We start from the raw sequence: 22,719 nt of genomic DNA, 5'->3' as shown, positions 1-22,719 counted from the left end.
AAATAGATAAATGAATATTCACCATACTCACCAAAATTTGTGAACAAACTTCCCCAAGGTTCTAATTGATCAATTCCTGAAAGAAAAACACAAACAAGTACTCCCATGGTAATGATAAATGGAGACACAAGTGCACGCGGCCCGTCATATTTCCCGACATATCGGGCCACATAAGCCGCCCAGTTTAAAAGAAAATAGCTATAAGCGACAAAAAAGAGTATCTGACGCTCCAAAACATGATAATTAAATCCATCAACCGGATAAAACCCTGCCGTCCAATCCGCCACCACCCCAAGATAGACACCCGTTACCGTCACAGGAATAACCGCAAATCGCAAATAATATTCGATATGCTTTAAATCAAAAGGTGTCAGTGCGATAGAAAGCCAGTTCATTTCAAACACCTGAACATCTGCGATCATTAGCTTCAGCCACAAGCAACACAACAAGTGTTACTTGCATAACAGCTATTAAACTCGCCTGAAAAGAAAAAGAGACAGAAAAATAGAAAATCGCATTCTCAACAAAAATGAACTCAATTAGATACCCTAAACCCATTCCTAGAAAAACAGATAGCAAGAATAAGACAATTGAAACCTGCGTATATTTAAAATAGTTAAAAAACTTAAAACTTGAAAATTCTATTGGCTCAGCTCTGAGAAGCAATGTGGAGGGGATTAGCAAAACTCCTAAAAACCACATCTCAAAAAAAACCCAAACTGATAACCACCACATCAGATGGACCTTTTTATCCCATAGATACTCTGCCAGTTCTACTTTTAAATCACCGACACAAACGACAAAGAATGTGGCAACAAAACAGAAATAAAGGATAATCTTGGACAAAACAGGACGCGTAAATAAACGAGCGTTCAAGCCAAATACCAATATATATGAAGCTATATATAAGTATATAGATATCGCGATTGTATAAATGGAAAACCAGAGATCAGACGTTGATAAATTAGGAACTACAAAGGTAGATCCTGCCATCGGAATGCTTGATACAATAAGAATACGCCACCAGTTCACACATAAAGTGGCTAGAATACTTTTAAGATAACTTGTTTTCTCTTTTTCCATCATAAAGGAAATCTAGGCTTCAAGCATCCAATTCGTCAACGATTGCTTTTACAGCTGCGATAGGGTCAGAAGCTTGCGTAATTGGTCGACCGATGACTAGATAATCAGCACCCGCATCAACGGCTTCACGCGGGGTCATGGTGCGTTTTTGATCACCTTTATCGCTACCAGCAGGACGAATACCCGGGACGATTAATTTGAAATCTGGGCCGCATTCCTTGCGAATAGCTTCAATTTCACGTGCTGAACAAACAACACCATCCAAACCACATTTCTGGGTAAGTGCTGCAAGGCGTACAACTTGATCTAATGCAGGGCCTTTCATACCAACCGCATCCACATCTTCTTCACCCATACTGGTCAGGATTGTCACCGCGATTAACATGGGCGGCATGATGCCTAAAGGTTCTGCCGCAAATTTTGCCGCCGCCATGGCTTGGCGCATCATTTCAGGACCACCGGACGCATGGACATTAATGATTTTTGGATTAAGTGGTACAACAGATCGTACTGCACCTGCCACCGTGTTCGGAATATCATGGAATTTCAGATCAAGGAATAAAGGCTGATTGGGTGTCGCCTGACCGCGCGGCGTTGTTGCATCATCCCCATGAATAACATCACGCACGCCTGCATGCCCATTGGCATTAAAAAATTCCAACCCTAATTTTATACCTCCAACATGACCCTGCAATTGACGGGAAAGTTTTTGAGCATGTGCCACATCCGGGGTATCAACGGCCACAAGAATTCTGTCTTTACTTGGCTTGGCTTTATTTTGCATGAAGGTCACCTTTCCTGAACTGATTTGTCTGACTTAGCCTGTTTCATAGGCAAAAATCAAGCTTTGCAGGCTCATATCATGGCTATCTAACTTGCATTTGAAAGCCAAACCCGCTATAGAGCAGCGCATATCGCGATATTCAAAAATTTGGACCAAATTTCATGTCACAATTCAAATATGATCTTGTGGGCATTGGCAATGCCCTTGTTGATGTTCTTACCAAAATCGAAGACAACTTTTTAGAAGCCCAAAATCTTCCAAAAGGTAGTATGAACCTTGTGGACATGGATCAGTCCAATAACCTTTATGAACAACTACCACCTGGTAAGGAAGCCTCCGGTGGATCTGCTGGTAACACCATGGCAGGATTTGCGGCTCTTGGCGGTAAAGGTGCTTTCATTGGGAAAGTGGCAGGCGATCAGTTTGGTCAAGTTTTCCGCCATGATTTAAAAGCCATGGGTGTTTCTTTTGATAGCACCGATTATGAAGGTGACTATTCCACAGGTAAATGCCTCGTATTGGTAAGCCCGGATGCAGAACGCACCATGTGTACCTATCTTGGCGCTGCGAACGACCTTCGCCCAGAAGATATCGATGAAACTGTTATCACTGGCTCCCAAGTGGTGTATATGGAAGGCTATCTCTATGACCGTGAAACAGCCAAGCAAGCTTTCATCAAAGCGGCTGAAACAGCCCATAAAGGTGACACTGGCACTTTGGTAAGCCTTAGCTTATCTGATCCATTCTGTGTTGATCGCTTCCGTTCTGAATTTCGTGATTTGGTGAAAAACCATGTAGATATTCTTTTCGCCAACGAAGATGAAATTATGTCTTTGTACGAGGTGGACACATTTGGCAAAGCCATGGATATGGTCAGAAAAGATTGTAAACTGGCTTTCTTAACACGCGGGTCTAAAGGGTCTGTTGTGGCATCTGCGGATGATATTCTTGCAGTACCAGCCGTTAAAGTTGACAATGTTATCGATACAACAGGTGCAGGCGATCAATATGCAGCCGGTGCACTTTATGGCTATACACAGGGCCATAGCCTTGAAACATGCGCACGTCTGGGCAGCATGATGGCAGGTGAGGTGATCTCTCATTACGGCGCGCGTTTGGAACGTGATGTGAAAGAAGACATGACTGCTATCGTAGCTGAAGCAAGCTAAGCGATTAAGACATTTAAGTTTAATATGAATTTGATAAGAACTATCTGACTGAACAGCTGGTTCTGGATTTAAAAGACAGGATAAAAACTATGGCACTTCGTAACCTTGCCATCATCGCCCATGTGGACCACGGTAAAACCACATTGGTAGACGAGCTACTCAAACAATCAGGTACTTTCCGTGAAAACGCGGCTGTTGCAGAACGCGCTATGGATTCCGGTGATCTTGAAAAAGAACGCGGCATTACAATTTCTGCAAAGGTGACATCCGTTGAATGGGAAAATGACCGTCTCAACATCGTAGATACACCGGGTCACGCCGATTTTGGTGGTGAAGTTGAGCGCATCTTATCCATGGTTGATTCCGTCGTATTATTGGTAGATGCCGCAGAAGGCCCGATGCCACAAACAAAGTTTGTGACCATGAAAGCATTGGAACTTGGCTTAAAACCAATCGTTGTTGTAAATAAAGCTGACAAGCCAGACGCACGTTGTGATTGGGTTGTGGATCAGGTGTTTGATCTATTTGTTGCGTTGGATGCTTCAGAGGAACAATTGGAATTCCCTGTTCTTTATGCATCTGCAAAAGAAGGTTGGGCTGCTGAAGATTTAAACGATCCACGTGAAAACATGCATCCGCTATTTGCAAAAATCGTTGAACATGTACCAACACCGGACGTAGACGAAGATGGTGATTTCACGATGTTGGCAACAACATTGGATGCCGACCCTTATCTTGGTCGTATTCTAACAGGTCGTGTTTATTCCGGTAAAGTAACACCTGGCACAACAATCAAAGCCTTGAGCCCAGATGGCGAGCGCATTGAACAAGTACGTATCAGCAAAATTTTGGCCTTCCGTGGCTTGAAACGTGAACCGATTGAAGAAGCTGTTGCAGGTGATATTGTTTCCATCGCAGGCCTTGCCAAAGCAACTGTGGCAGACACAATTTGTGCAACCGAAGTTGAAGCAGCATTGCCTTCTCGCCCAATCAGCCCACCAACAATGTCTATGACAATTTCCGTGAATGACAGCCCGTTGGCAGGTCAAGACGGTGATAAATTGACATCCCGCATGATTCAAGATCGCCTTGAAAAAGAAGCAGAAGTGAATATCGCAATCCGCGTAACTCCTTCTGAAGCAAAAGATGCCTTGGAAGTTGCTGGTCGTGGTGAATTACAATTGGGCGTCTTGATTGAAACATTACGCCGTGAAGGTTTCGAGCTCACAGTTGGGCCGCCACGCGTGTTATTCCAAAAAGACGACAACGGCACCACATTGGAGCCAATGGAAGAAGCTCAGGTTGATGTGGATGATGAATTCACAGGCGTAGTGGTTGAGAAAATGGGCCTTCGCAAAGGTGAGATGACTGAAATGACACCATCTGGTGGTGGCAAGACACGTATCAAATTCATCATCCCATCCCGTGGTTTGATCGGTTATCAAAGCGAGTTTCTATCTGACACACGCGGTTCCGGTATCCTATCCCGTATGTTCCATGGTTTCGCAGAATATAAAGGCCCAATCCCTGGCCGCCGTGAAGGTGTGTTGATCTCTCAAGAACAAGGTAAAGCAGCACCATATGCTCTGTTTAACCTTGAAGATCGTGGTAAAATGTTTATCGATGCCAATATCCAAGTTTATGGCGGCATGATCATTGGTGAACATAACAAAGGTCAAGATTTGGACGTCAACCCATTGAAGGGTAAACAACTTACCAACGTGCGTGCATCCGGTAAGGATGATGCGGTAAAATTAACCCCACCTGTTCGCTTCTCTCTCGAAGAAGCTATTTCGTATATCCAACAAGATGAACGTGTAGAAGTGACACCAAACTTTATCCGTCTGCGTAAAGCGCTGCTTGATCCAAATGATCGTAAACGCGCAAAACGCCAAATGGCGGCTGAAGGTTAAGTCAATACAGGCATAATAGATAAGGGGGCTTTTGCCCCTTTATTTTATTGTGCAAATCTTTTAACCTCACGCGCAACTGACAGGTTTTAAATATGGATTGTATAATTTGTAATAGTAAGATGAATGCCAAATCAGATTGGGCCTATCAATGTTCAAACTGCAACTTCTGGCGATCTACACTTGAACCTGGCGCAGGCCGTGGTATCGAAGGACTTGAAGAATTACGTCGATCCAACTTCAAAATCTTAAGTGATAAATTCGAAGAGTTAACCTCGCTTTCTGGTAAATCCTGTCTGGAAGTTGGGTGCGCAGAAGGCTGGTTCCTTGATGAAGCCAAAGCAAGAGGCGCCGAATGTATCGGCATTGAACCTTCCGAAGTTTCCAAACTCTCCCAGGCTGCTGGTCATGATGTGAAAGTTGGTTTCTTCCCTGACATTCTAGATCAAGGACGCCAATTCGATATCATTATTTTTAACGATGTATTTGAACATTTACCTGATCCGGTAGACGCAATTAAACAATGCGAGAACTATCTGAATGAAGATGGATATCTTATCTTGAACCTACCTAATAGTGGCGGGTTATTTTTTAAGATCTCCGCTACTCTTGCTAAATTTGGTGCTTCTTCAATCTTTAATCGTTTATGGCAAAAAGGCTTCCCATCGCCACATTTAACATATTTCAATGAACGTAATCTGGACGCTTTTATTGCGAAATACACCAAACTTCAAAAATGCAAAAATTTCCCATTGCCTGCCCTTCATACACAAGGATTGAAAGAACGGATTAAGACATCCCATCAAGGGTTAAAAGGTCAAATTCTATATCTTGGAATTCGTATGGGCTTACCTATTATTCAAGCATGTCCAAGTGACATTATTGTTTCTATTTTCCAGAAGCATTCCGGAAAATAAAAAACTTCATACTCAAAAAATTATAAATCATGGAAATGGCAGTGGCAGGAATAATTGCAAAGGCTAGATAATCTGTTTCTGGCATGAAAGTAGCCAAAACAAACGCATAATCATCCCCACCAACTGCTAATCAATGCCATTGTAAAAGAAATGGCACGCCCCCAATATGGCCCTAACCCCAAGTAAATAAAGAATTGTAGAAAACCTGTATCAATAAAAAAGGCAACCCCACCAACAATTAAGAATCCTACGATCTCATGACGCATTATTACTTGCTCTTTCTATTGATTATTAGTTAATACTATCACAACAATAAATACCAAATGGGGTTCATCATGACATCTGCTGTTTCATCTGTAACTCAGGCAGCAAAAATTGCTGTAGTCCTGCCTTGTTATAACGAGGAAGGCGCTATTGGCAAAGTGGTAACTGACTTTAAGGCGGCGCTGCCATATGCTGAAATTTATGTATTTGATAACAATTCAAAAGATAATACGGTAACTGAAGCAAAAGAAGCGGGTGCGACCGTTCTTTTTGAGCGCCAACAAGGTAAAGGAAATGTTGTAAGACGTATCTTCTCTGAAATTGACGCAGATTGCTACATTATGGCAGATGGCGATGACACATATGATGCTGCCAGCGCTCAAAAACTTGTTGATGCGATCGTTAAAGATCGTTGCGATATGGTTGTTGGCACACGTCAACCTGTCGAAGGGGAAATGACGTATCGTCAAGGGCATGCTTTTGGCAATATTCTACTTACAACTCTGGCACGTTTCTTTTTTGGACGCGGCTTTACAGATATGTTATCTGGATATCGTGGTTTCTCCCGTCGTTTCGCAAAATCTTTCCCTGTCATGTCCGGCGGCTTTGAAATTGAAACAGAAATGACCATCCATTGTTTAAGTCTAGGTCTACCAAGCACCGAAATCGCAACTCCCTATTATGAACGCGCAGAAGGTACCGAAAGTAAGTTGAATACCTATCAAGATGGTTTTCGTATCTTAATGACAATGGTTCGCTTATTTAAAGATTATCGTCCAATGGCTTTCTTTACGATTGGTGCACTTATCTTAGCATTACTTTCTATAGGAATTTCTACGCCTGTCATTTTTAATTATTTAGAAACAGGATTAGTAGAACGCCTTCCAACAGCGGTTCTTTCGATGGGTATCATGGTATCAGCAATACTAGCACTTGCTTGTGGCTTTATTTTAGATAGTGTTGCTCAACAGCGCTTAGAAACTAAACGTCTTAGCTATCTCTCCATTCCTTTCTTAAAAGACTAAAAACTGATGCCCGATTTATCACGATTTCAAAAAGCATGGCTAATCTGCCTAATTGGAAGCTTGATCTGCGTTGGCTTAATGGCAGCACGATCCAAAATGGCTCACCCTGATCGTAATGATTCTATGCAATATATTTCTGCTGCCCATAACTTGAGCGCTTATGGAATTTATTCACAATCCCTAGCAGGTAAAAAAGAAAATATTAACCCTGGAATTGGTCGAGAGCCAGGATTTCCTTTTGTTATGGCTCAAATATACAGTCTTGGTCTGGGCGATATAGAACAAGCTACAATGACTTGCTTGCGTTCACAAGAAGGTTGCGGCGTTCAACCTTATAAAGCTGTTCAGTGGCTTAATCGGATCTTTTTTGCGCTTGCTGGCATAGCCGTGTTTTGGCTGAGTTTAAGCTTTTTTAGTTCCTTGAAACTAGCCACAATAGCGGGATCGTCTGTTTGGTTAAACATTAAGATGCAAAGTAGCATGGACCAAATTATCTCTGATCCTTTAGCCCTTGTATTAGTATGCGGTTTCACCTTATTAGCGGCTAAAACATTAGTTACGAAAAGTCATAAAAAGAAAATTCTATTAGCCGTAACCACTGGATTCAGTCTAAGTTTCTTAATTTTGACAAAAGCGATATTTATGTATTTCTTTTATTTATCGTGCATAATTCTGATAGGCTATCTTATTGCACTCAAAATCGATAAAGTACAAATAAAGAAATTTACACTCCCGGCTCTTGTTTTTGTTATCACCTCCGCACTTCTTCCAGCCTTATGGATTAACCGGAATGGAGAAATCAGCGGTCATTATAAGTTAACAGATATGCGTGAAGGTATTGCCCTTTCTGCACGCAATATTTTTCATGACATGACTTTACCTGAATATTTCACCTCATTCGTATATTGGATCCCGGGTAGTGGTGATAGTTTTGCGAGAAGATTCATCCCAGAAGAGCATTGGATAAGGTTTGATTTAAGTAATCCAGATGGCTTCTTCAGAAAAGGACATGGTGATTTTTCAACGAATGTACAAAGACTTATAGAAGAAGATAATGTATCTCCTGAGGAAGCTCGTCAAAAATGGACTGATGAACTAAAACGTCAAATTTTGAGCAATCCAGTTACCCATGCATTAACTACAATCCCACTTTTTTATCGAGGAATATTAAGAGACATTTTTATACCATTATCATTACCAGGGATGATCTTTTTAATTTTCTGGGCCTTCAGAAACAGACAAATGATTTTATTGGCTGTTCTTTCGCCAGCATTCTTTAGCTTAGTCTTCTATCCATTGGTCAGTTTAAATGTATCACGCTATCAGATTACTGCTGCACCAGCATTTGCAATGGGTCTTGTTTTCTTTTTTGTTATGATTCATGAATGGAAAAAAAAGCGAAAAGAGAAAAGAATACCTGCTTAATCGGCGCTATTCCCTACTATGGGTGAATTCTTCAACAACATCATATTCCACAGGAAAAAGCGATAATCCGCCTTTCCATGATGATGTTGTCGCTGAAACCGTTCCACGGTTTGGTGAGAGAAACCAGAAATATGGGTTGTTCCTAAACTATTATCCATATTCTTCAGCCATTCCATCAGAGGAATTCCAAACCCTTTTTTGGGACGATCAAGGATATCTTGCGGAACCATACGAGAAAGAGCGAGCTTGAGCACTTTTTTTGTTACTTGTCCATCAAACTTATATGAAATCGGAAGTGTACGCGCAAAATCTACCAAGTCATTATCGAGGAATACTGAACGTGCCTCTAACCCATTCAACATGGAAGCACGATCTACCTTAGTCAAAATGTCGTCTGGCAAATAATAATTCACATAATATTCTTGTGTCTTATCAACATTACCCTTTATAGAGTTTTCTTGCCATAGGCCAATAGCTTCAGAATATAATTCCTCAACATATATTTCTTCATGAAATAATTCTTTGAGATCAGTGACGCTCAAAGCAGACATCCATACTGGGTTCCATATCTCAGGCGAATAGTCCAACCCCATCAAAACACGTCTGAGCTTAAAATCTAAACTCATATTCTTGGTGGATTGTGGTAATAGATTTACCAGTCTTTTAATACCTTTATGCAATCCAGATGGTATTACCTGACAATATAGTCCAGCAGGTTTTAAAGCTCTAAAAGGGTCATAGCCGGCAAAAATTTCATCTCCTGCATCTCCACTTAGGGCTACCTTAACTTGCTTTGATGCAAACTCACATAAGAGATATGTCGGTAACAAGGAGCCATCTCCCATAGGCTCATCTAGTTTAGAGAGCACGTGAGGCACTAAAGATTGTGCTTGCCCAAAATCTAATATCTTTTCGTTATGGTGCAGATTGAGGAAGTTTGCCATTGTACGCGCATAGGCACTTTCATCAAAACTTTTCTCGTTGAATCCAATTGAAAAGCTTTGCACTTCTTTTGCTGGTTTAAGTTCTGTCATACAAGCAGCAACAGCACTACTATCAACACCGCCAGATAAAAACACGCCAAGCGGCACGTCACTCATAAGTCGCCTTTTTGTTGACTTTATAAGCAATGTTTCAATTTCTTCCGCTGCTTCTTCTATACTTGGTGACAGCTCATCAACTTCATTCCTATATTGCCAATAAGACTTTTCTTTGATCTGACATGCAGATAAATCAAAGGTCAGTGAATGCCCAGCAGGCAATTTCCAACATTTTTCAAGAATTGAGTTGGGAGACGGAATATAGTTATATGCAAAAAATTTCTTGAGAGATTTTTGGTTAATCTGTGGCCTAAATCTACTATGTGCAGCTATAGCAGTAATTTCAGAACCAAAATAAAAGTTACCGTCCTGAAAAGCCCAGTATAATGGTTTTTCGCCAAATCGGTCTCGGGATAGAAAAACTGTTTTTGCTTTCACATCATAGATGCAAAACGCAAACATACCATTTAACTTAAGAGGTAGACTTTCTCCCCATTCTTGCCAACCGTGGACAAGAACCTCTGTATCGGAATGATCGCTTTTAAATTGATAACCCTTGCTGACCAACTCTCTTCGAAGTTCTTCGTGATTATAAATTTCACCATTATAAGTCACCCATATTGTCTGAGAAGAATTTGTCATGGGCTGCTTACCACCCGCATGATCAAGAATAGATAATCTCAGATGACCAAGAAAGACAGCCATATCCAAATCGATATGCATCCCATCGCCATCAGGTCCTCTATGACGAATAGCGGTCATCATCTGCAACAAATCAGATTGATCGCCTACACCAATAAATCCAGTGATTCCACACATCAGGTGATTTTTGAACCTTTAAAGTTATAATGCCCTTTAATTTGGTAGGTTTTTTTATCCTGTGCTTCAAAATAAGTTCGCATCATCAACTCTGCTAACAAGCCCATTAATATGCACAAAATTCCTGTGGTAAAGAAGGTACCTACAAGTATGGGCAATGGTGTTTCAACAAACGACTTTCCATCAAATATTTTCAAGAAAATTGCCCAAATCGCCGTTAGAACTGATAAAGCCAGAGATAAAAATCCAACACCACCAAAAACATAAATAGGCTTGGTCATGTATCGTTCCATAAACATAACCAGCAATAAGTCCAGCAGAACCTTGAAAATTCTATTCAATCCATATTTAGATTCACCATGAACACGCGCACGATGGTTCACAGGGACTTCAGATATTTTCCCACCTTGCCATACTGTATAAATAGGTACAAATCTGTGCATCTCACCATATAGTCTTACTTGCTCAACGACTTCGCGTTTATAAGCTTTTAATGCACAACCATAGTCATGCAAATGAACGCCGGACACCTTTGAAATCAACTTATTAGCAATACGACTTGGAAGTTTCCGTGAGATTTCTTTATCTTGACGATCCTTACGCCAACCAGACACAACACTGTACCCCTTCTCTAACTCTTCTAAAAGTTTAACAATGCCTTTTGGGTCATTTTGACCATCACCATCCATAGAAATAATCACATCACCACATGTTTGATCCAAACCAGCCATAAGAGCTGCCGTTTGTCCAGAATTCCTCAGCAAGTCGATCACATGAACAGTTGGATCAGACTCAGCAATCTCGATGGCGCGTTCAAGGGTCTTATCTTTAGAGCCATCATTCACGAATACCATCTCATAACTTTTACCCGTGGAAATGAGAACTTCTTTTATTTCTTCGTATAATGGCTTGATATTACCCTCTTCATTATAAAACGGTACGATGACTGATAAATCCAAACCAGTTATTTGTTTTGCCATTTCAGAACCCTTTTTCATTAGTCTGCCATTTTCTGAAGTTTGCGCATTCTCATGTAATTCCGTGCCTCAGACCAACTATAAATTCCAGCAATCATGCCAATTGGGACGACTGGCAACAAATAGCGTAACTCGAGATGAACCAAAGCATACGCAAAAACATAACCCCAGAAAATCACCCAGAATGACAAAGATGTTAATATTTTCAAGTTCTCAGTTTTCGTTAATCGAGTAATGCCATCTCGTAACATTCTACGAACAACAAGAATAGGTACCCCAATAGTGAATCCTAGAAAAAAGAGGAAAGAAATTAATCTAAATAAGGACTGGCACAAATACAGAAAGGCTAAGTCAAATCTACCTTCATTTAACACCTTATGTTTCATATCTTTGGTGCCTGAATATGGCCGACTATCCAAATCCCAATTGCTCCAATATCTAAGTGTAATATATGATTCAATTGGCATCACTGCTAAGAAACCCGCTTTTACCCTTATGTTTTTAAAGGTTTGACGTAACATATCAGCTGGAAATTGCTGCCAAAGTTTGAAATAATATTTATACCCATAGCGCGCCATATCAACTGCATTCATCTGGTGTTTATTATAAACATACTCACTCACCAAGACCATAATTTCATTAGGTGATAATCTTTGTAACATTTCATGAGTGACAGGCGCACCATCCAGATATTGATCTCCCGTAAAAGGGTCATGTCCGCGCTTCATCATATCAAACGCTGGGAAATACACAGTCGTGCGAGCTGCCGTCGTGACAAAACTTTCACCGGTGCGATATTCGTTCCATGTTTTATATCCCTGAATAGACAAAAACATCGGCATAACGAAAGCCAAAAACATTCCCAAGGACGTTTTCCAATTACGATGTTTTGTAACAATTAAAATCAATATCATCGGCCACATCAGATATTGAAGAATAGCCCCAGCTTCACGCACGAAGAAGGATAAAGCCATCAAGATGCCTAATCCTAAAAAATGCGACCAGCTCAATTGTTTATCTGTTAAAATCCAAATACCAACATAGCAAATCATTATCAGGACTAGACTTGCACTTAAACTATCAGTCAGGATGGATTGATCTAGAACCAGTCCCAAACTCAAAATATAAGAAGCAAATACAAAAAGTGAGATCCAGCGGTTTTTAAAGAAAGCGAGACTAAGTTTATACAGTAAAGATCCACAGAAAAATGATAATAGTGTCTGTAAACCAATCACCAGCCAGTCAAAATGATCTGGTGAAATCAGCATAAAGAAAGCAAGAACAGCTGGATATCCAATACTTCTAAATGTCGTTGTGCCTAAACCATGCCCCCAGTTAAGATCTAAAAAAGACATCTGTTCTGTTTGTTGCATCAAAAGAAGTGCATAAGATTCATAGCCGCCACTATCATTGGAATAGATCGGGCCAAATTCGATGAAATAATATCCACGGATCAGAACTAAGATTGCTATAATTAGATAAAACAATAACTCTGGCACCTTACTCATCACTGGCATGCCAATCCCCTTATTTACTTACTTCCAGAAATTAAACCATACATAAGAGATTTTCGCGAAAAGCACTATCTAAAAGTATGAAATCTCATACCTAAATAACTTACAATCATAGAAATTGCCGTTGCTGGTATCAAAGCTAAAACTGGATACATGTAGAATACCGCAAAGAAAGTAATAGATAGGCTATAAATTGAATAATTGACCAATGTTGAGACAATCATCGTCCCACAATATTTAATAAACTCTTGAAAACTTGGCTTTTCGGTAACTGCGAAAGTATATTTTCGATTAATGAACCAACTATAGACAATACCACAGACAACAGCAAAAGCTTGGCTCAGATAGGGGTCAAGCCGCATTATATTAACCAACAGTAACAATAAAATACTATTGATTACAAAAGCACCTCCACCTGCCAAAACAAATGCCCCATAATGTTTGATTAGTTTTGTCATCAGATTTTTTCTATATCTACATTTAAACGGCGAATGACGTCTTCCTTACTTAAACCGTTTTCACGCAATGCCTTTATGGTTAGAGATTTATCTCGTTTGGCAAAACGTTTTCCATTTTCATCTGTTAGTAGTTCATGATGCAAATATTCCGGTTCCGGAAAACCAAGCAAAGTTTGAAGGATACGATGAATGTGAGTGGCATGTAACAGGTCTTCACCGCGCACAACAAGTGAAACATGCTGTAAGGCATCATCTATAACAACCGATAAGTGATAACTGGTAGGCACATCCTTACGAGCCAGAACCACATCGCCACATGTTTCCGGTTCTACCTTCACTTCTCCATGTATACGATCTTTGAAAGTTAAAGATCCTGCAAGCTTAACAGCTTTATCCATATGGATACGCCAGGCATGACTGTCACCGCGCTCAACACGCGCTTTTCTTTCTGCATGATCAAGATATTTGCATGTGCCCGGATATAAGGCGCCATCTGGTCCATGCGGCGCCGATGGGCTTTTTGCAATTTCTGCCTGAATTTCCTTGCGTGTGCAAAAACAGGGATAAACCAGATCTGCTTCTTCCAAAACATGGAGGAATTGATCATAACGTTCAAAATGTTCTGATTGACGTAAAACAGGTTCCGGCCATTCCAACCCTAACCACTTCAAATCTTCATAAATTCCATCTATATATTCGTCTTTACATCGCGTGATATCAATGTCTTCGATACGCAATAAAAACACACCTTTCTGTTTTTGCGCCTCTCTATAGGCCAGCAAAGCTGAATAAGCATGCCCAAGATGTAAATAACCGGAAGGACTTGGCGCAAATCGGGTGACGGGAATAGGAAAATCAGTCATCATGTCCATAGCGCTACCCAAGCTTCGGGTCCCTGTCAAATAAAACACGCCCATGAGTTTTCCATGAATTATCCTGTCATTGATGAACCCGTCATTAAACATGCCTTACATGAAATCGCCAAAGCTGATCCTGATGTAAAAAAAGGAATGGCGATAATGGAAAACCCTTATCCAGCGCCACGTATTCGCCCTGACGGTTTTCCAGCGCTTTTAAACAGTGTGGGAAGTCAGCAAATTTCCATCCATGCCGCCAAGGCTATTTTGGATCGTGTAGATGCCCTTATGCCTAAGGGAGTAACATCCAATGCATTTTTAGAGATTGAATTCGATACCCTAAGAGAAGCGGGATTATCCATTCGTAAAATTGAATATCTTCGCGGGATTGCTGAAGCAGAACTCTCTGGTGCATTAAACTATAAAACACTCTGCGACTTAAGCGATGATGATGTTATTAAAACATTGAGTTCTTTACGAGGTATCGGGAAATGGACCGCCGAAATATATGCAATGTTTTCATTGAACCGACCCGATGTATTTCCAGCCGATGACCTCGCCTTACAAGAAGCACTTCGGCGATTAAAAGGATTGAAAGACCGACCAAGCGGCAAACAAAGTCGAGAATTGGTTAAAGCATGGACCCCTTGGCGTGGTGTTGGCGCCCTGTTCCTTTGGCATTATTACAAAGGCGCGCCAAGAGATGCCGACGGTGACATGTAACTTGCACTGCAACTCAACATCCCTCAAATCATTCATATATTTGTCACAATAATCAGTTAATTATAAAGTTATCCACACAATATGTTGTGGCTTGTGGATAACTTGTGTAAACTGATTATTAGCTAACAGACATCTAAAACGGGAGAATGAGAATGTCAGTTGCCTTACAGGCATCCCCAGCTTTAGTCCTCAATGCGGATTTCAGGCCTTTGAGCTATTTCCCATTGTCACTTTGGTCATGGCAGGAAGCTGTAAAAGCAGTGTTAACAGACAGGGTGAATATCGTTGCTGAATATTCAACGGAAATACATAGCCCCAGTTTCACCATGCAATTACCATCCGTTATTTCCCTAAAAGATTATGTAAAGCCGGCCCACACGCCGGCTTTTACGCGTTTTAATGTCTTCTTACGTGATAAACTAACCTGCCAATATTGTGGCGATCATTTTCCTGCTCATCAACTCACCTTTGATCATGTCATCCCACGTCGACAAGGTGGTCGTACCACTTGGGAAAATATTGTCGCTTCTTGCAGCCCATGTAACTCAAAAAAAGGTGGCCTTACACCGAAAGAAGCTCATATGCCGCTTCTACGCACACCACGTGCCCCGGATAGCTGGGAATTACAGGAAGCCGGACGCGCTTTTCCACCAAACTTCCTGCATGAAAGCTGGGCCGATTTTCTTTATTGGGATGCAGAATTGCATCAATAAACCCTACTTAAATTTGGGGTTTTCCATCCCGTTACAATCGATATAAGATGCCTATCAGATTCTTTTACCTCATATACTGAGAGGTTTATCATGTCTGATGATCCTACAGCGTTACCCGCATTTCTAAGCTATGGTTTTCGCCCTTTTTTCATATTGGGATCCTTAGTTGCCTTTGCGCTACCTTTGTTACTAACGCTTGATCTTCTAGGTCATTCATTATTTGAAACAAGTTATGGTCCATTTGCCTATCATGGACATGAGATGATATATGGTTTCGTAATCGCAATAATTAGCGGTTTTCTGTTAACTGCGATCCCGAACTGGACAGGTCGACCTCCCCTAAACGGCACGAAACTCGCCTTACTTTCCTTAGTCTGGATTGCAGGCAGAGTGGCATTTATCTTGTCAAATCATATACCTGAGGATGTGGTGGCAGTCATAGATATATCCTATTCTGTCATTTTTTCTTTAATCGTATGGCGTGAGATTATTGCAACAAACAACAAAAGAAACGCACCCGTCGGGATAATGATTACTCTTTTTGCTATCGGGAATATCAGCTGGCATTGGCTATATTTAACTGATGGTAACCCGTCAATCTCTCTATATATGGGTATCATTTTAGCGATATTATTAATCGCACTCATTGCTGGACGTATTATTCCGGCATTTACGAATAACTGGTCAAAGAAATCAGGAATGCCCTTGAATTTACCCATCTTTGATTTATTCGATAAAATCGCCGTTTTCTCTTTAGTCGTTAGCTTGCTATTCTGGCTCATTTCGCCTGAAGAAATAATTTCTGCATTCTTATTAATCGCAACCGCAATTCTACATTTTATTCGCCTTTATCGATGGAAAGGTTGGAAAACGACTAAAGAGCCCCTAGTTACTGTTCTGCATCTCGCCTATTTCTGGCTACCTGTGGGGTTGATTGCCATTGCCTATGCTGGCTTGGATCCAGAAATGCTATCCTTTGACACAGCTTTGCATGCCATTACATCAGGTACGATCGGCGTGATGATTATGGCCGTTATGACCCGGGTCTGCCTAGGACATACAGGGCGTCCCTTGCATGCCGATAAAATGACATTGATAATCTATCTGTTGATTAATCTTGGCGCAGGTATGCGGATATATGCCCCCTTTATGGAGACAGGATACGGTCATGCGATCTCAATTTCCGCAACTTTCTGGTCCAGCGCCTTTTTACTTTTCCTTTTAAAATATGGACGTTACTTATTGAAATAGGATGAGAAACGAGCCATCTTTACCATTGAATTAAAATAAATGTGATAAAGGATTTTTTTAATGTCAATCGAAGCTGTAATGGAAGAAAAATTAAAGGCAGCCTTTAACCCACAAAGTATTGAAATCGAAAACCAATCTCATATGCATGCTGGCCATGCAGGTGATCCGGGCACAGGCGAAAGCCACTTCCATATCCATATTGTCGCAAATGCTTTTGAAGGTAAAAATCGTGTTGCCCGCCAACGCGAAGTTTACCAAGTGCTAAAAGATGAATTAGACGGCCCTGTCCATGCCATGGCATTAAGTGTAAAATCCCCGTCAGAAGTTTAAACTTACATATCATTTCGACAAATCAATGATTTTTCTGAAATGCCTTCATATGAAAATTCGCATGATCTGATTGATAGATATACTCTTGCCCGTTTGGACAATTCCGACGGGCAAAACACCCTTTTGACATACAGTCTTTTGTATCTGATGATTTTATATGTGCGGCACAAACAGGCACATCATACCCATCCATTGAAAATGCATCGACAGGACAAGTATTTAAACACGGTTTATCCATGCATGAACCACAGATATCACTGACTTCTGATTTATCAGGTAGTTCATGCTTACCTTCAAAACAAATTGCTCCCCGATAGGCATGCCATAAACCAAATTGAGGATGGATCATCATGCCAAGAGGGGATTGTAACAGTCCTTCTGCTTTTCGAACCCATTGTTGAAAAGGCGCATAAGGTGGACCATCAGACGGATAGATCGCCTCCCCCTCCAATGCAAATGCAATTTCACCAATCACCTGCTTGGACCAGCTATCAAGAGGATTATCCTCTTGATCAATAAATTCGCTAGATGAAAAACTTTTCCAAAAACTGCTTCCGCCATGCCCTACCAAATAAAGGGTTGCGCCATCTTCATGGAAACCTCCACGAATGATAAGCCCGACCTGTGATAATGCAGATGAAAGTTCCTGAAAAATTCCCATTCAACCTCTAATATAGCTGAGATTTAAATCGCGCAATCATTTCATCATGCGGTTGTACCGGGGCTTCCCCATTGGTTTGATCCTTGATCATTTTACCTAATGTTGGCAATTCTGAGCGAATAATTTGGGAAGCTGGATCCCATAGACCAGATCGCATAAAAGCCTTTGGACAATGTAGATACGCTTCTTTGACAGAAACCTTTAAAACCGTGACGGGCAATTTGCCGTCTACAGCACAAAGCTCTCGTAAATCTGCGTCATCTCTGATTTCAGCTATACCATTAATCCTCAATGTTTCATCAACACCCGGAATAAGGAATAAAAATGAAACCACTGGATTTTCAATAATATTGCGTAAATTATCCAAACGACGATTACCGGGACGATCTGGTAGAATAATAGTTTCACTATCTAAAATCTTCACAAAACCGGGTTGGTCTCCGCGGGGTGAAACATCCCCAAGCCCTTCCTTCGCAGATGTTCCCATCACCACAAAAGGGGATAGAGAGATAAATTTTGCACAATGCTCATCTAGATAAGCCAGTTGTTTCATCGTGGAAACCTGACTTGCCTCACCATATAGATTCAACAAGCCTTCTACCGTATCTATTTTAGCCATTTATCTTTTCCAACCCATCATTACAATATCGAAATAATTATAAATCTTTGCCCGGTGCCCAATCATCGGGCGCCATCACAAAACTATTAAAGTCAAAAGCCGGTGCGACGGTACATCCGACCAACACCCACTCACCCAAAGGTTTTGCTGCCTGCCATACATCAGCAGGCACAATGCCTTGAGGCTGCTGCCCATTTAACAGATCAGGCCCCAAGACGATGTCAGAAACATCCTGTCCATCTTTCGATAAACTCAATAGCAAAGCCTCGCCTGCATACCAATGCCAAACTTCATCCGCATCCGTCACCTTATGCCAATGAGATGATTGGCCTTTTTCCAAGAGATAATAAATGCAAGTAGATGCACCACGTCCACCATCTTTTGGCTGTTCTCTATATGTTTCCGCATACCATCCACCTTCGGGATGTGGCTGCATCTTTAATTTTTCAATAATATCTTTTGGGGTCATGTTAATCTGCCGGAATAGTTGCTTGCATAGAAGGTCTTTTTTCAAATTCCGTAAACCACGCAGCCAATTTGTCACGCCCGTCACGCCATTGAAGATGAGGCAAACGAAAATCCAAATAACCAAGCATGGCCGCAGTTGCAATTACACCTAAATTAAGATTACCCGATAGCTGATCCAATGATTTTTCAAGTTCATCTAGACCTGCATTAATAGCTGCTTTTTGACGGTCAATATACCAATCTTCCGGCAAGTCGGCTTCCAGTTCTGCATTGCGCATAATTTGTGCCCGTAAATTTAATGCGGCATCCGTGATACCATTCGCCAACGCATGAAGACGTAATACTTCATATCGGGACTTACCATCTTTGGGGATAAACGGGTCCTGATCATGCAGATTATCCAGATAGTCACATACCACAAAAGAATCAAAAAGAACTTCTTCGCCTTCTGTCGGTTGCAATGCCGGAATACGCCCTAAAGGGTTGATTTTACGATATTCTTCTGACTTAAACACCGGAATTACTTGTTGATCCAATTGATCTTCTAAACCTAGCTCCAAAGCCATGAGCATCACTTTACGCCCATAAGGAGAAGTGGGAAAAGAAAACAGTTTCATTGCAGCCATTCCTATTCATTTCCAAATCGAAATTAATTAAAACTTATCTTTGCGACGACGAATTTCTGCAAAGACTGTCGCTGGATCTTCCCCGTCTAATTTCAGGAAAGCGGCGATATCTGCATCATCTGCGCGCAAGAAAGGGTTTGTTTTTACTTCCTCTTTCAATTTAGACGGAACTGTCGGCATATCAAGATCACGCATCTGCTTAATTTTTTCGACTCGTTTTTTCAGGTCCTCATTTTTTGGTTCAATCGTAATCGCAAAATCAGCATTGGCAGACGTATATTCGTGGGCACAATAAACATTTGTATCCGTAGGAAGATTTCGCAACTTCAATAAACTATCCCACATCTGTTCCGGACTGCCTTCAAACAATCGACCACATCCAAGCGCGAATAAAGTATCGCCACAGAAAAGCGCCTGACTATCTTCAAACCAATAGGCTATATGCCCTTTTGTATGTCCCGGTGTATCAAAGATTTTGGCCTTACTCTGCCCAAACTCAAACTCATCCCCATCAGCTAAGGTGATAGAAATCCCAGGAATCCGTCGTGTATCATTCGCTGCGCCAGCCACAATTGCACCTGTTGCCTTTTGAATATCTTCATTCCCGCCAACATGATCAAAATGATGGTGGGTATTCAATATATGTGTAATTTGCCAACCACGCTTATTGGCTTCATCCAAAACAGGTTTTGCTTCCGCCGGATCAACGACGGCTGTTTTCTTACTATTTGGTTCATGTACAAGATAAATGTAATTGTCATCCCATACTGGGATTTGTACGATTTCCAACATTTCATTTTCATCCTGATTTACAGAAAAATTATTTTTCTTTTCATATCATGCAAATTCTATTGAAGCCATGACACATTTATGTGTTATCTATCTTTTATGTGGTTAGATGTTGTCGATTTAAACGGATTTTATCGTTCTCAACTAGGTAAAGTGGCGCGCCATTTTATCAAGCAACAAGTGCGTCAAATTTGGCCTGATGTTGCCGGCCAAACCATTGTGGGACTTGGTTATGCCACCCCCTATTTAAAACAATTTGAAAAAGAGGCCGATCGCACATTAGCGATTATGCCTGCCCAACAAGGCGTCACCCACTGGCCCCGAGAAAAAGCCAATCGTGTTGCATTATCCGACGAAGCCGCCCTGCCGTTTGATGATTATTCCGTCGATCGTCTTTTACTGGTACATGCCTTAGAAAATGCCGAACATGTACAACAGATGATGCGGGAGGCTTGGCGAGTGCTTGCTGGAAATGGGCGGATGCTGATTGTTGCGCCGTCACGTCGTGGATTATGGGCAAGGCGGGATATATCCCCCTTTGGCATGGGTAAACCCTATTCAGTTCAACAACTCAAACTCCTATTAAAAGAAACACAGTTTGATCCGCAACAAGAAGCGCGTGCGCTATATATGCCGCCATCACATAGTGGTATTCTCTTACATTCCGCCCCGGTCTGGGAAAGAATGGGGCGTCAATGGTTACCACGTATGGGTGGGGTGGTCATGGTTGAAGCAAGAAAGCAAATCTATGCGGCAACACCTGCACGTCGCGTTACAAAACGACGTTTAGTTGTTGTACCAAGTGCGATACGAGAAAGTGGATCTGGCCCTTAATAGAAGTTTTACGCAGAGGTATTACTCTTTGAAATAACTAGAGATTCATATATTAATTTAAATAAGATTTTAACTTCCCAAAAGGCTGCAAAAAATGAATACATCTTTACTTGGCTTCGAGTTAGGACTGTCCTCAATTATTACGATTCTAATAATTGTTCTCGCACTTATTGTTGTAAAAAAAGGGGTGATTGTCGTCCCTCAATCCAGAAATTATGTGATTGAACGTTTTGGAAAATACACCCAAACTCTTTCTGCAGGCCTACATTTCATTGTGCCGTTTCTGGACAATGTTGCCTTCAAGGTATCTATCCTAGAACGCCAACTACCTGAATTTAATATATCCGTCATCACGCGCGACAATGTGGAAGTCCAATTAGAAGCGACCGTTTTCTTCCGTATAGTTGATACCGCAGCGTCTGTTTATCGTATCGCGGATATCAATCAGGCGATTTTTACTGCGGCAACATCCATCGTGCGTTCCGCTGCAGGTAAATTGGAATTAGATGAATTACAGTCTTCCCGTGAATCCATGAATAGCGAAATCGCAACCAATCTGCAGGAAGCAGCAGAAATCTGGGGTATTGAGATCACCCGCACAGAAATCACCGATGTGATTGTGGATGAGCAAACCAAAGCAGCGCAACGTCAGCAGTTAAATGCAGAACGCGAACGTCGGGCCTCTATCGCCCGTGCAGAAGGCGAAAAACGTTCCGTTGAACTTGCTGCAGATGCAAAACTTTATGAAGCACAAAAAGAAGCCGATGCAATCCGCGTAAAAGCCGATGCGGATGCCTATTCCATTGAAATTGAAGCAAAGGCCAATGCAGAACAAACCCGACTTGTTGCAGCGGCCATTGCCGATAATGGACAGCCTGCGATCAATTATGAAATTATGAAACGTCAGGTTGAAGCTATCGGTAATATGGCATCGGCCAATAACAGTAAGACAGTTATTGTTCCGACAGATGTCACCCAGACATTGGGGTCCTTACAGGTTTTATTAGATAGCTTCAGCGGTGATAAAAAATAAGCGATAGAAAGAGTTACTATGGAAACCTATCTACATATCTCTGCCCTCGCCTTTAAACCGGAAATCTGGCTTATTCTTGGTATCTTGTTGGTTATGGCAGATATCTTTCTTGGATATGATTTCTTCGTTTTGCCTGTCGGTGCAGCAGCCTTGATTGTAAGTGCTGTGGTTTATGCGCAAAAAAATGGATGGTTTGGCGAAGAAACAGTCCTTCTGAATGATTGGCATGAAGTCGGTTTTTTCTTTGCCATTCTTTCTGTTATTTCAGTTATTCTGATCCGATTTGTATGGCAAAAGAATAAAAAGGAACAACCGGACATTAACGATTATTAACACCATAAAATTCAAATTATGATGAAATATCGCCATTGGGATTAGGTAAATATGCGCCTAATCCCAAATCTGTCTCAAAATCCACATTTATTGTCGC

26 protein-coding genes are annotated in these 22,719 nt (G+C 41.3%); 12 read left to right on the top strand and 14 right to left on the bottom strand.

Annotated elements, in window-relative coordinates:
- From E1160_RS06820 to pyrF, 3 genes are all read right to left on the bottom strand, one after another.
- Positions 1-395, bottom strand: a 395-nt coding sequence (locus E1160_RS06820; RefSeq protein ID WP_155154286.1) for a hypothetical protein, incomplete at its 3' end; no start/stop codon positions are given.
- 1 nt (position 396) lies between these two features.
- Positions 397-1,086: a hypothetical protein gene (locus E1160_RS06815; protein WP_155154284.1), complete on the bottom strand. Its 690-nt coding sequence runs from the start codon at positions 1,084-1,086 to the stop codon at positions 397-399.
- Positions 1,087-1,102: 16 nt separating this feature from the next.
- Complete coding sequence (gene pyrF / locus E1160_RS06810) at positions 1,103-1,867, bottom strand: orotidine-5'-phosphate decarboxylase (protein ID WP_155154283.1); 765 nt, start codon at positions 1,865-1,867, stop codon at positions 1,103-1,105.
- Between the two features lie 161 nt (positions 1,868-2,028).
- Here pyrF and E1160_RS06805 point away from each other — a divergent pair, with 161 nt between their 5' ends.
- The 3 genes from E1160_RS06805 to E1160_RS06795 all read left to right on the top strand — a co-directional run bounded on the left by E1160_RS06805 (position 2,029) and on the right by E1160_RS06795 (position 5,863).
- The gene (locus E1160_RS06805; protein WP_155154281.1) at positions 2,029-3,036 is read left to right on the top strand and encodes an adenosine kinase; all 1,008 of its coding nucleotides are present in this window, start codon (positions 2,029-2,031) and stop codon (positions 3,034-3,036) included.
- Positions 3,037-3,125: 89 nt separating this feature from the next.
- A complete protein-coding gene (gene typA, locus E1160_RS06800; RefSeq protein WP_155154279.1) occupies positions 3,126-4,949 on the top strand; it encodes a translational GTPase TypA in 1,824 nt (607 codons plus the stop codon).
- A 92-nt stretch (positions 4,950-5,041) separates the two neighbouring features.
- Complete coding sequence (locus E1160_RS06795) at positions 5,042-5,863, top strand: class I SAM-dependent methyltransferase (protein ID WP_155154277.1); 822 nt, start codon at positions 5,042-5,044, stop codon at positions 5,861-5,863.
- 110 nt (positions 5,864-5,973) lie between these two features.
- Here the strand turns inward: E1160_RS06795 and E1160_RS06790 are convergent, their stop codons facing one another.
- Positions 5,974-6,129, bottom strand: coding sequence for a GtrA family protein (locus E1160_RS06790; protein WP_155154275.1), 156 nt, complete (start codon positions 6,127-6,129; stop codon positions 5,974-5,976).
- Between the two features lie 69 nt (positions 6,130-6,198).
- Between E1160_RS06790 and E1160_RS06785 the strand changes: the two genes are divergently transcribed.
- Together E1160_RS06785 and E1160_RS06780 are read left to right on the top strand one after the other, a co-directional pair.
- A complete protein-coding gene (locus E1160_RS06785; RefSeq protein ID WP_155154274.1) occupies positions 6,199-7,152 on the top strand; it encodes a glycosyltransferase family 2 protein in 954 nt (317 codons plus the stop codon).
- Positions 7,153-7,158: 6 nt separating this feature from the next.
- On the top strand, positions 7,159-8,577 hold the full coding sequence (locus E1160_RS06780; protein ID WP_218048756.1) for a hypothetical protein: 1,419 nt from the start codon (positions 7,159-7,161) through the stop codon (positions 8,575-8,577).
- On the opposite strand, the gene asnB is transcribed toward E1160_RS06780, so the two are convergent.
- From asnB to gluQRS, 5 genes are all read right to left on the bottom strand, one after another.
- Complete coding sequence (gene asnB / locus E1160_RS06775; RefSeq protein ID WP_155154271.1) at positions 8,574-10,436, bottom strand: asparagine synthase (glutamine-hydrolyzing); 1,863 nt, start codon at positions 10,434-10,436, stop codon at positions 8,574-8,576. The genes E1160_RS06780 and asnB overlap by 4 nt on opposite strands.
- Positions 10,436-11,416 (bottom strand): glycosyltransferase family 2 protein, encoded by a 981-nt coding sequence (locus E1160_RS06770; RefSeq protein ID WP_155154269.1) that lies wholly within the window; start codon positions 11,414-11,416, stop codon positions 10,436-10,438. Before E1160_RS06770 ends, asnB begins: the two co-directional genes overlap by 1 nt.
- 17 nt (positions 11,417-11,433) lie before the next feature.
- Entirely contained in the window at positions 11,434-12,930 is a 1,497-nt protein-coding gene (locus E1160_RS06765; RefSeq protein WP_155154268.1) for a hypothetical protein, read from the bottom strand.
- Between the two features lie 65 nt (positions 12,931-12,995).
- Positions 12,996-13,385, bottom strand: a complete 390-nt coding sequence (locus E1160_RS06760; protein WP_155154266.1) for a GtrA family protein — start codon at positions 13,383-13,385, stop codon at positions 12,996-12,998.
- A complete protein-coding gene (gene gluQRS / locus E1160_RS06755; RefSeq protein ID WP_155154290.1) occupies positions 13,385-14,248 on the bottom strand; it encodes a tRNA glutamyl-Q(34) synthetase GluQRS in 864 nt (287 codons plus the stop codon). Before gluQRS ends, E1160_RS06760 begins: the two co-directional genes overlap by 1 nt.
- Positions 14,249-14,311: 63 nt before the next feature.
- Here gluQRS and E1160_RS06750 point away from each other — a divergent pair, with 63 nt between their 5' ends.
- The 4 genes from E1160_RS06750 to E1160_RS06735 all read left to right on the top strand — a co-directional run bounded on the left by E1160_RS06750 (position 14,312) and on the right by E1160_RS06735 (position 17,259).
- Positions 14,312-14,965: a DNA-3-methyladenine glycosylase family protein gene (locus tag E1160_RS06750; protein ID WP_155154264.1), complete on the top strand. Its 654-nt coding sequence runs from the start codon at positions 14,312-14,314 to the stop codon at positions 14,963-14,965.
- A 152-nt stretch (positions 14,966-15,117) separates the two neighbouring features.
- On the top strand, positions 15,118-15,678 hold the full coding sequence (locus E1160_RS06745) for an HNH endonuclease (RefSeq protein WP_155154262.1): 561 nt from the start codon (positions 15,118-15,120) through the stop codon (positions 15,676-15,678).
- Positions 15,679-15,768: 90 nt separating this feature from the next.
- Positions 15,769-16,929 carry an NnrS family protein gene (locus tag E1160_RS06740; RefSeq protein ID WP_155154260.1) on the top strand — a complete coding sequence of 387 codons (1,161 nt, stop codon included), beginning with the start codon at positions 15,769-15,771 and terminating at the stop codon, positions 16,927-16,929.
- 60 nt (positions 16,930-16,989) lie between these two features.
- Positions 16,990-17,259: a BolA family protein gene (locus E1160_RS06735; protein WP_155154259.1), complete on the top strand. Its 270-nt coding sequence runs from the start codon at positions 16,990-16,992 to the stop codon at positions 17,257-17,259.
- 22 nt (positions 17,260-17,281) lie between these two features.
- On the opposite strand, the gene E1160_RS06730 is transcribed toward E1160_RS06735, so the two are convergent.
- The 5 genes from E1160_RS06730 to gloB are packed head-to-tail and all read right to left on the bottom strand — an operon-like array spanning position 17,282 to position 20,425.
- Positions 17,282-17,920: a hypothetical protein gene (locus E1160_RS06730; RefSeq protein WP_155154257.1), complete on the bottom strand. Its 639-nt coding sequence runs from the start codon at positions 17,918-17,920 to the stop codon at positions 17,282-17,284.
- A 7-nt stretch (positions 17,921-17,927) separates the two neighbouring features.
- A complete protein-coding gene (locus tag E1160_RS06725) occupies positions 17,928-18,539 on the bottom strand; it encodes a pyridoxamine 5'-phosphate oxidase family protein (protein WP_155154256.1) in 612 nt (203 codons plus the stop codon).
- Between the two features lie 37 nt (positions 18,540-18,576).
- Positions 18,577-19,008, bottom strand: coding sequence for a cupin domain-containing protein (locus tag E1160_RS06720; RefSeq protein ID WP_155154255.1), 432 nt, complete (start codon positions 19,006-19,008; stop codon positions 18,577-18,579).
- 1 nt (position 19,009) lies between these two features.
- Entirely contained in the window at positions 19,010-19,624 is a 615-nt protein-coding gene (locus E1160_RS06715) for a glutathione S-transferase family protein (RefSeq protein WP_218048755.1), read from the bottom strand.
- 36 nt (positions 19,625-19,660) lie between these two features.
- Positions 19,661-20,425 (bottom strand): hydroxyacylglutathione hydrolase, encoded by a 765-nt coding sequence (gene gloB / locus E1160_RS06710; RefSeq protein ID WP_155154252.1) that lies wholly within the window; start codon positions 20,423-20,425, stop codon positions 19,661-19,663.
- 78 nt (positions 20,426-20,503) lie between these two features.
- On the opposite strand from gloB, the gene E1160_RS06705 reads away from it, so the two are divergent.
- The 3 genes from E1160_RS06705 to E1160_RS06695 all read left to right on the top strand — a co-directional run bounded on the left by E1160_RS06705 (position 20,504) and on the right by E1160_RS06695 (position 22,622).
- Entirely contained in the window at positions 20,504-21,256 is a 753-nt protein-coding gene (locus tag E1160_RS06705) for a methyltransferase domain-containing protein (RefSeq protein WP_235914065.1), read from the top strand.
- Between the two features lie 94 nt (positions 21,257-21,350).
- Positions 21,351-22,289 carry an SPFH domain-containing protein gene (locus E1160_RS06700; protein WP_155154250.1) on the top strand — a complete coding sequence of 313 codons (939 nt, stop codon included), beginning with the start codon at positions 21,351-21,353 and terminating at the stop codon, positions 22,287-22,289.
- A gap of 18 nt (positions 22,290-22,307) precedes the next feature.
- The gene (locus E1160_RS06695; RefSeq protein ID WP_155154248.1) at positions 22,308-22,622 is read left to right on the top strand and encodes an NfeD family protein; all 315 of its coding nucleotides are present in this window, start codon (positions 22,308-22,310) and stop codon (positions 22,620-22,622) included.
- The last annotated feature ends 97 nt before the right edge of the window (positions 22,623-22,719 follow it).

The organism is Curvivirga aplysinae, assembly GCF_009711445.1.
GTDB classification, from domain to species: domain Bacteria; phylum Pseudomonadota; class Alphaproteobacteria; order UBA8366; family Aestuariispiraceae; genus Curvivirga; species Curvivirga aplysinae.
The sequence above is the reverse complement of the archived record's forward strand: the minus strand, read 5'-3'. Positions and strand labels throughout refer to the sequence as shown.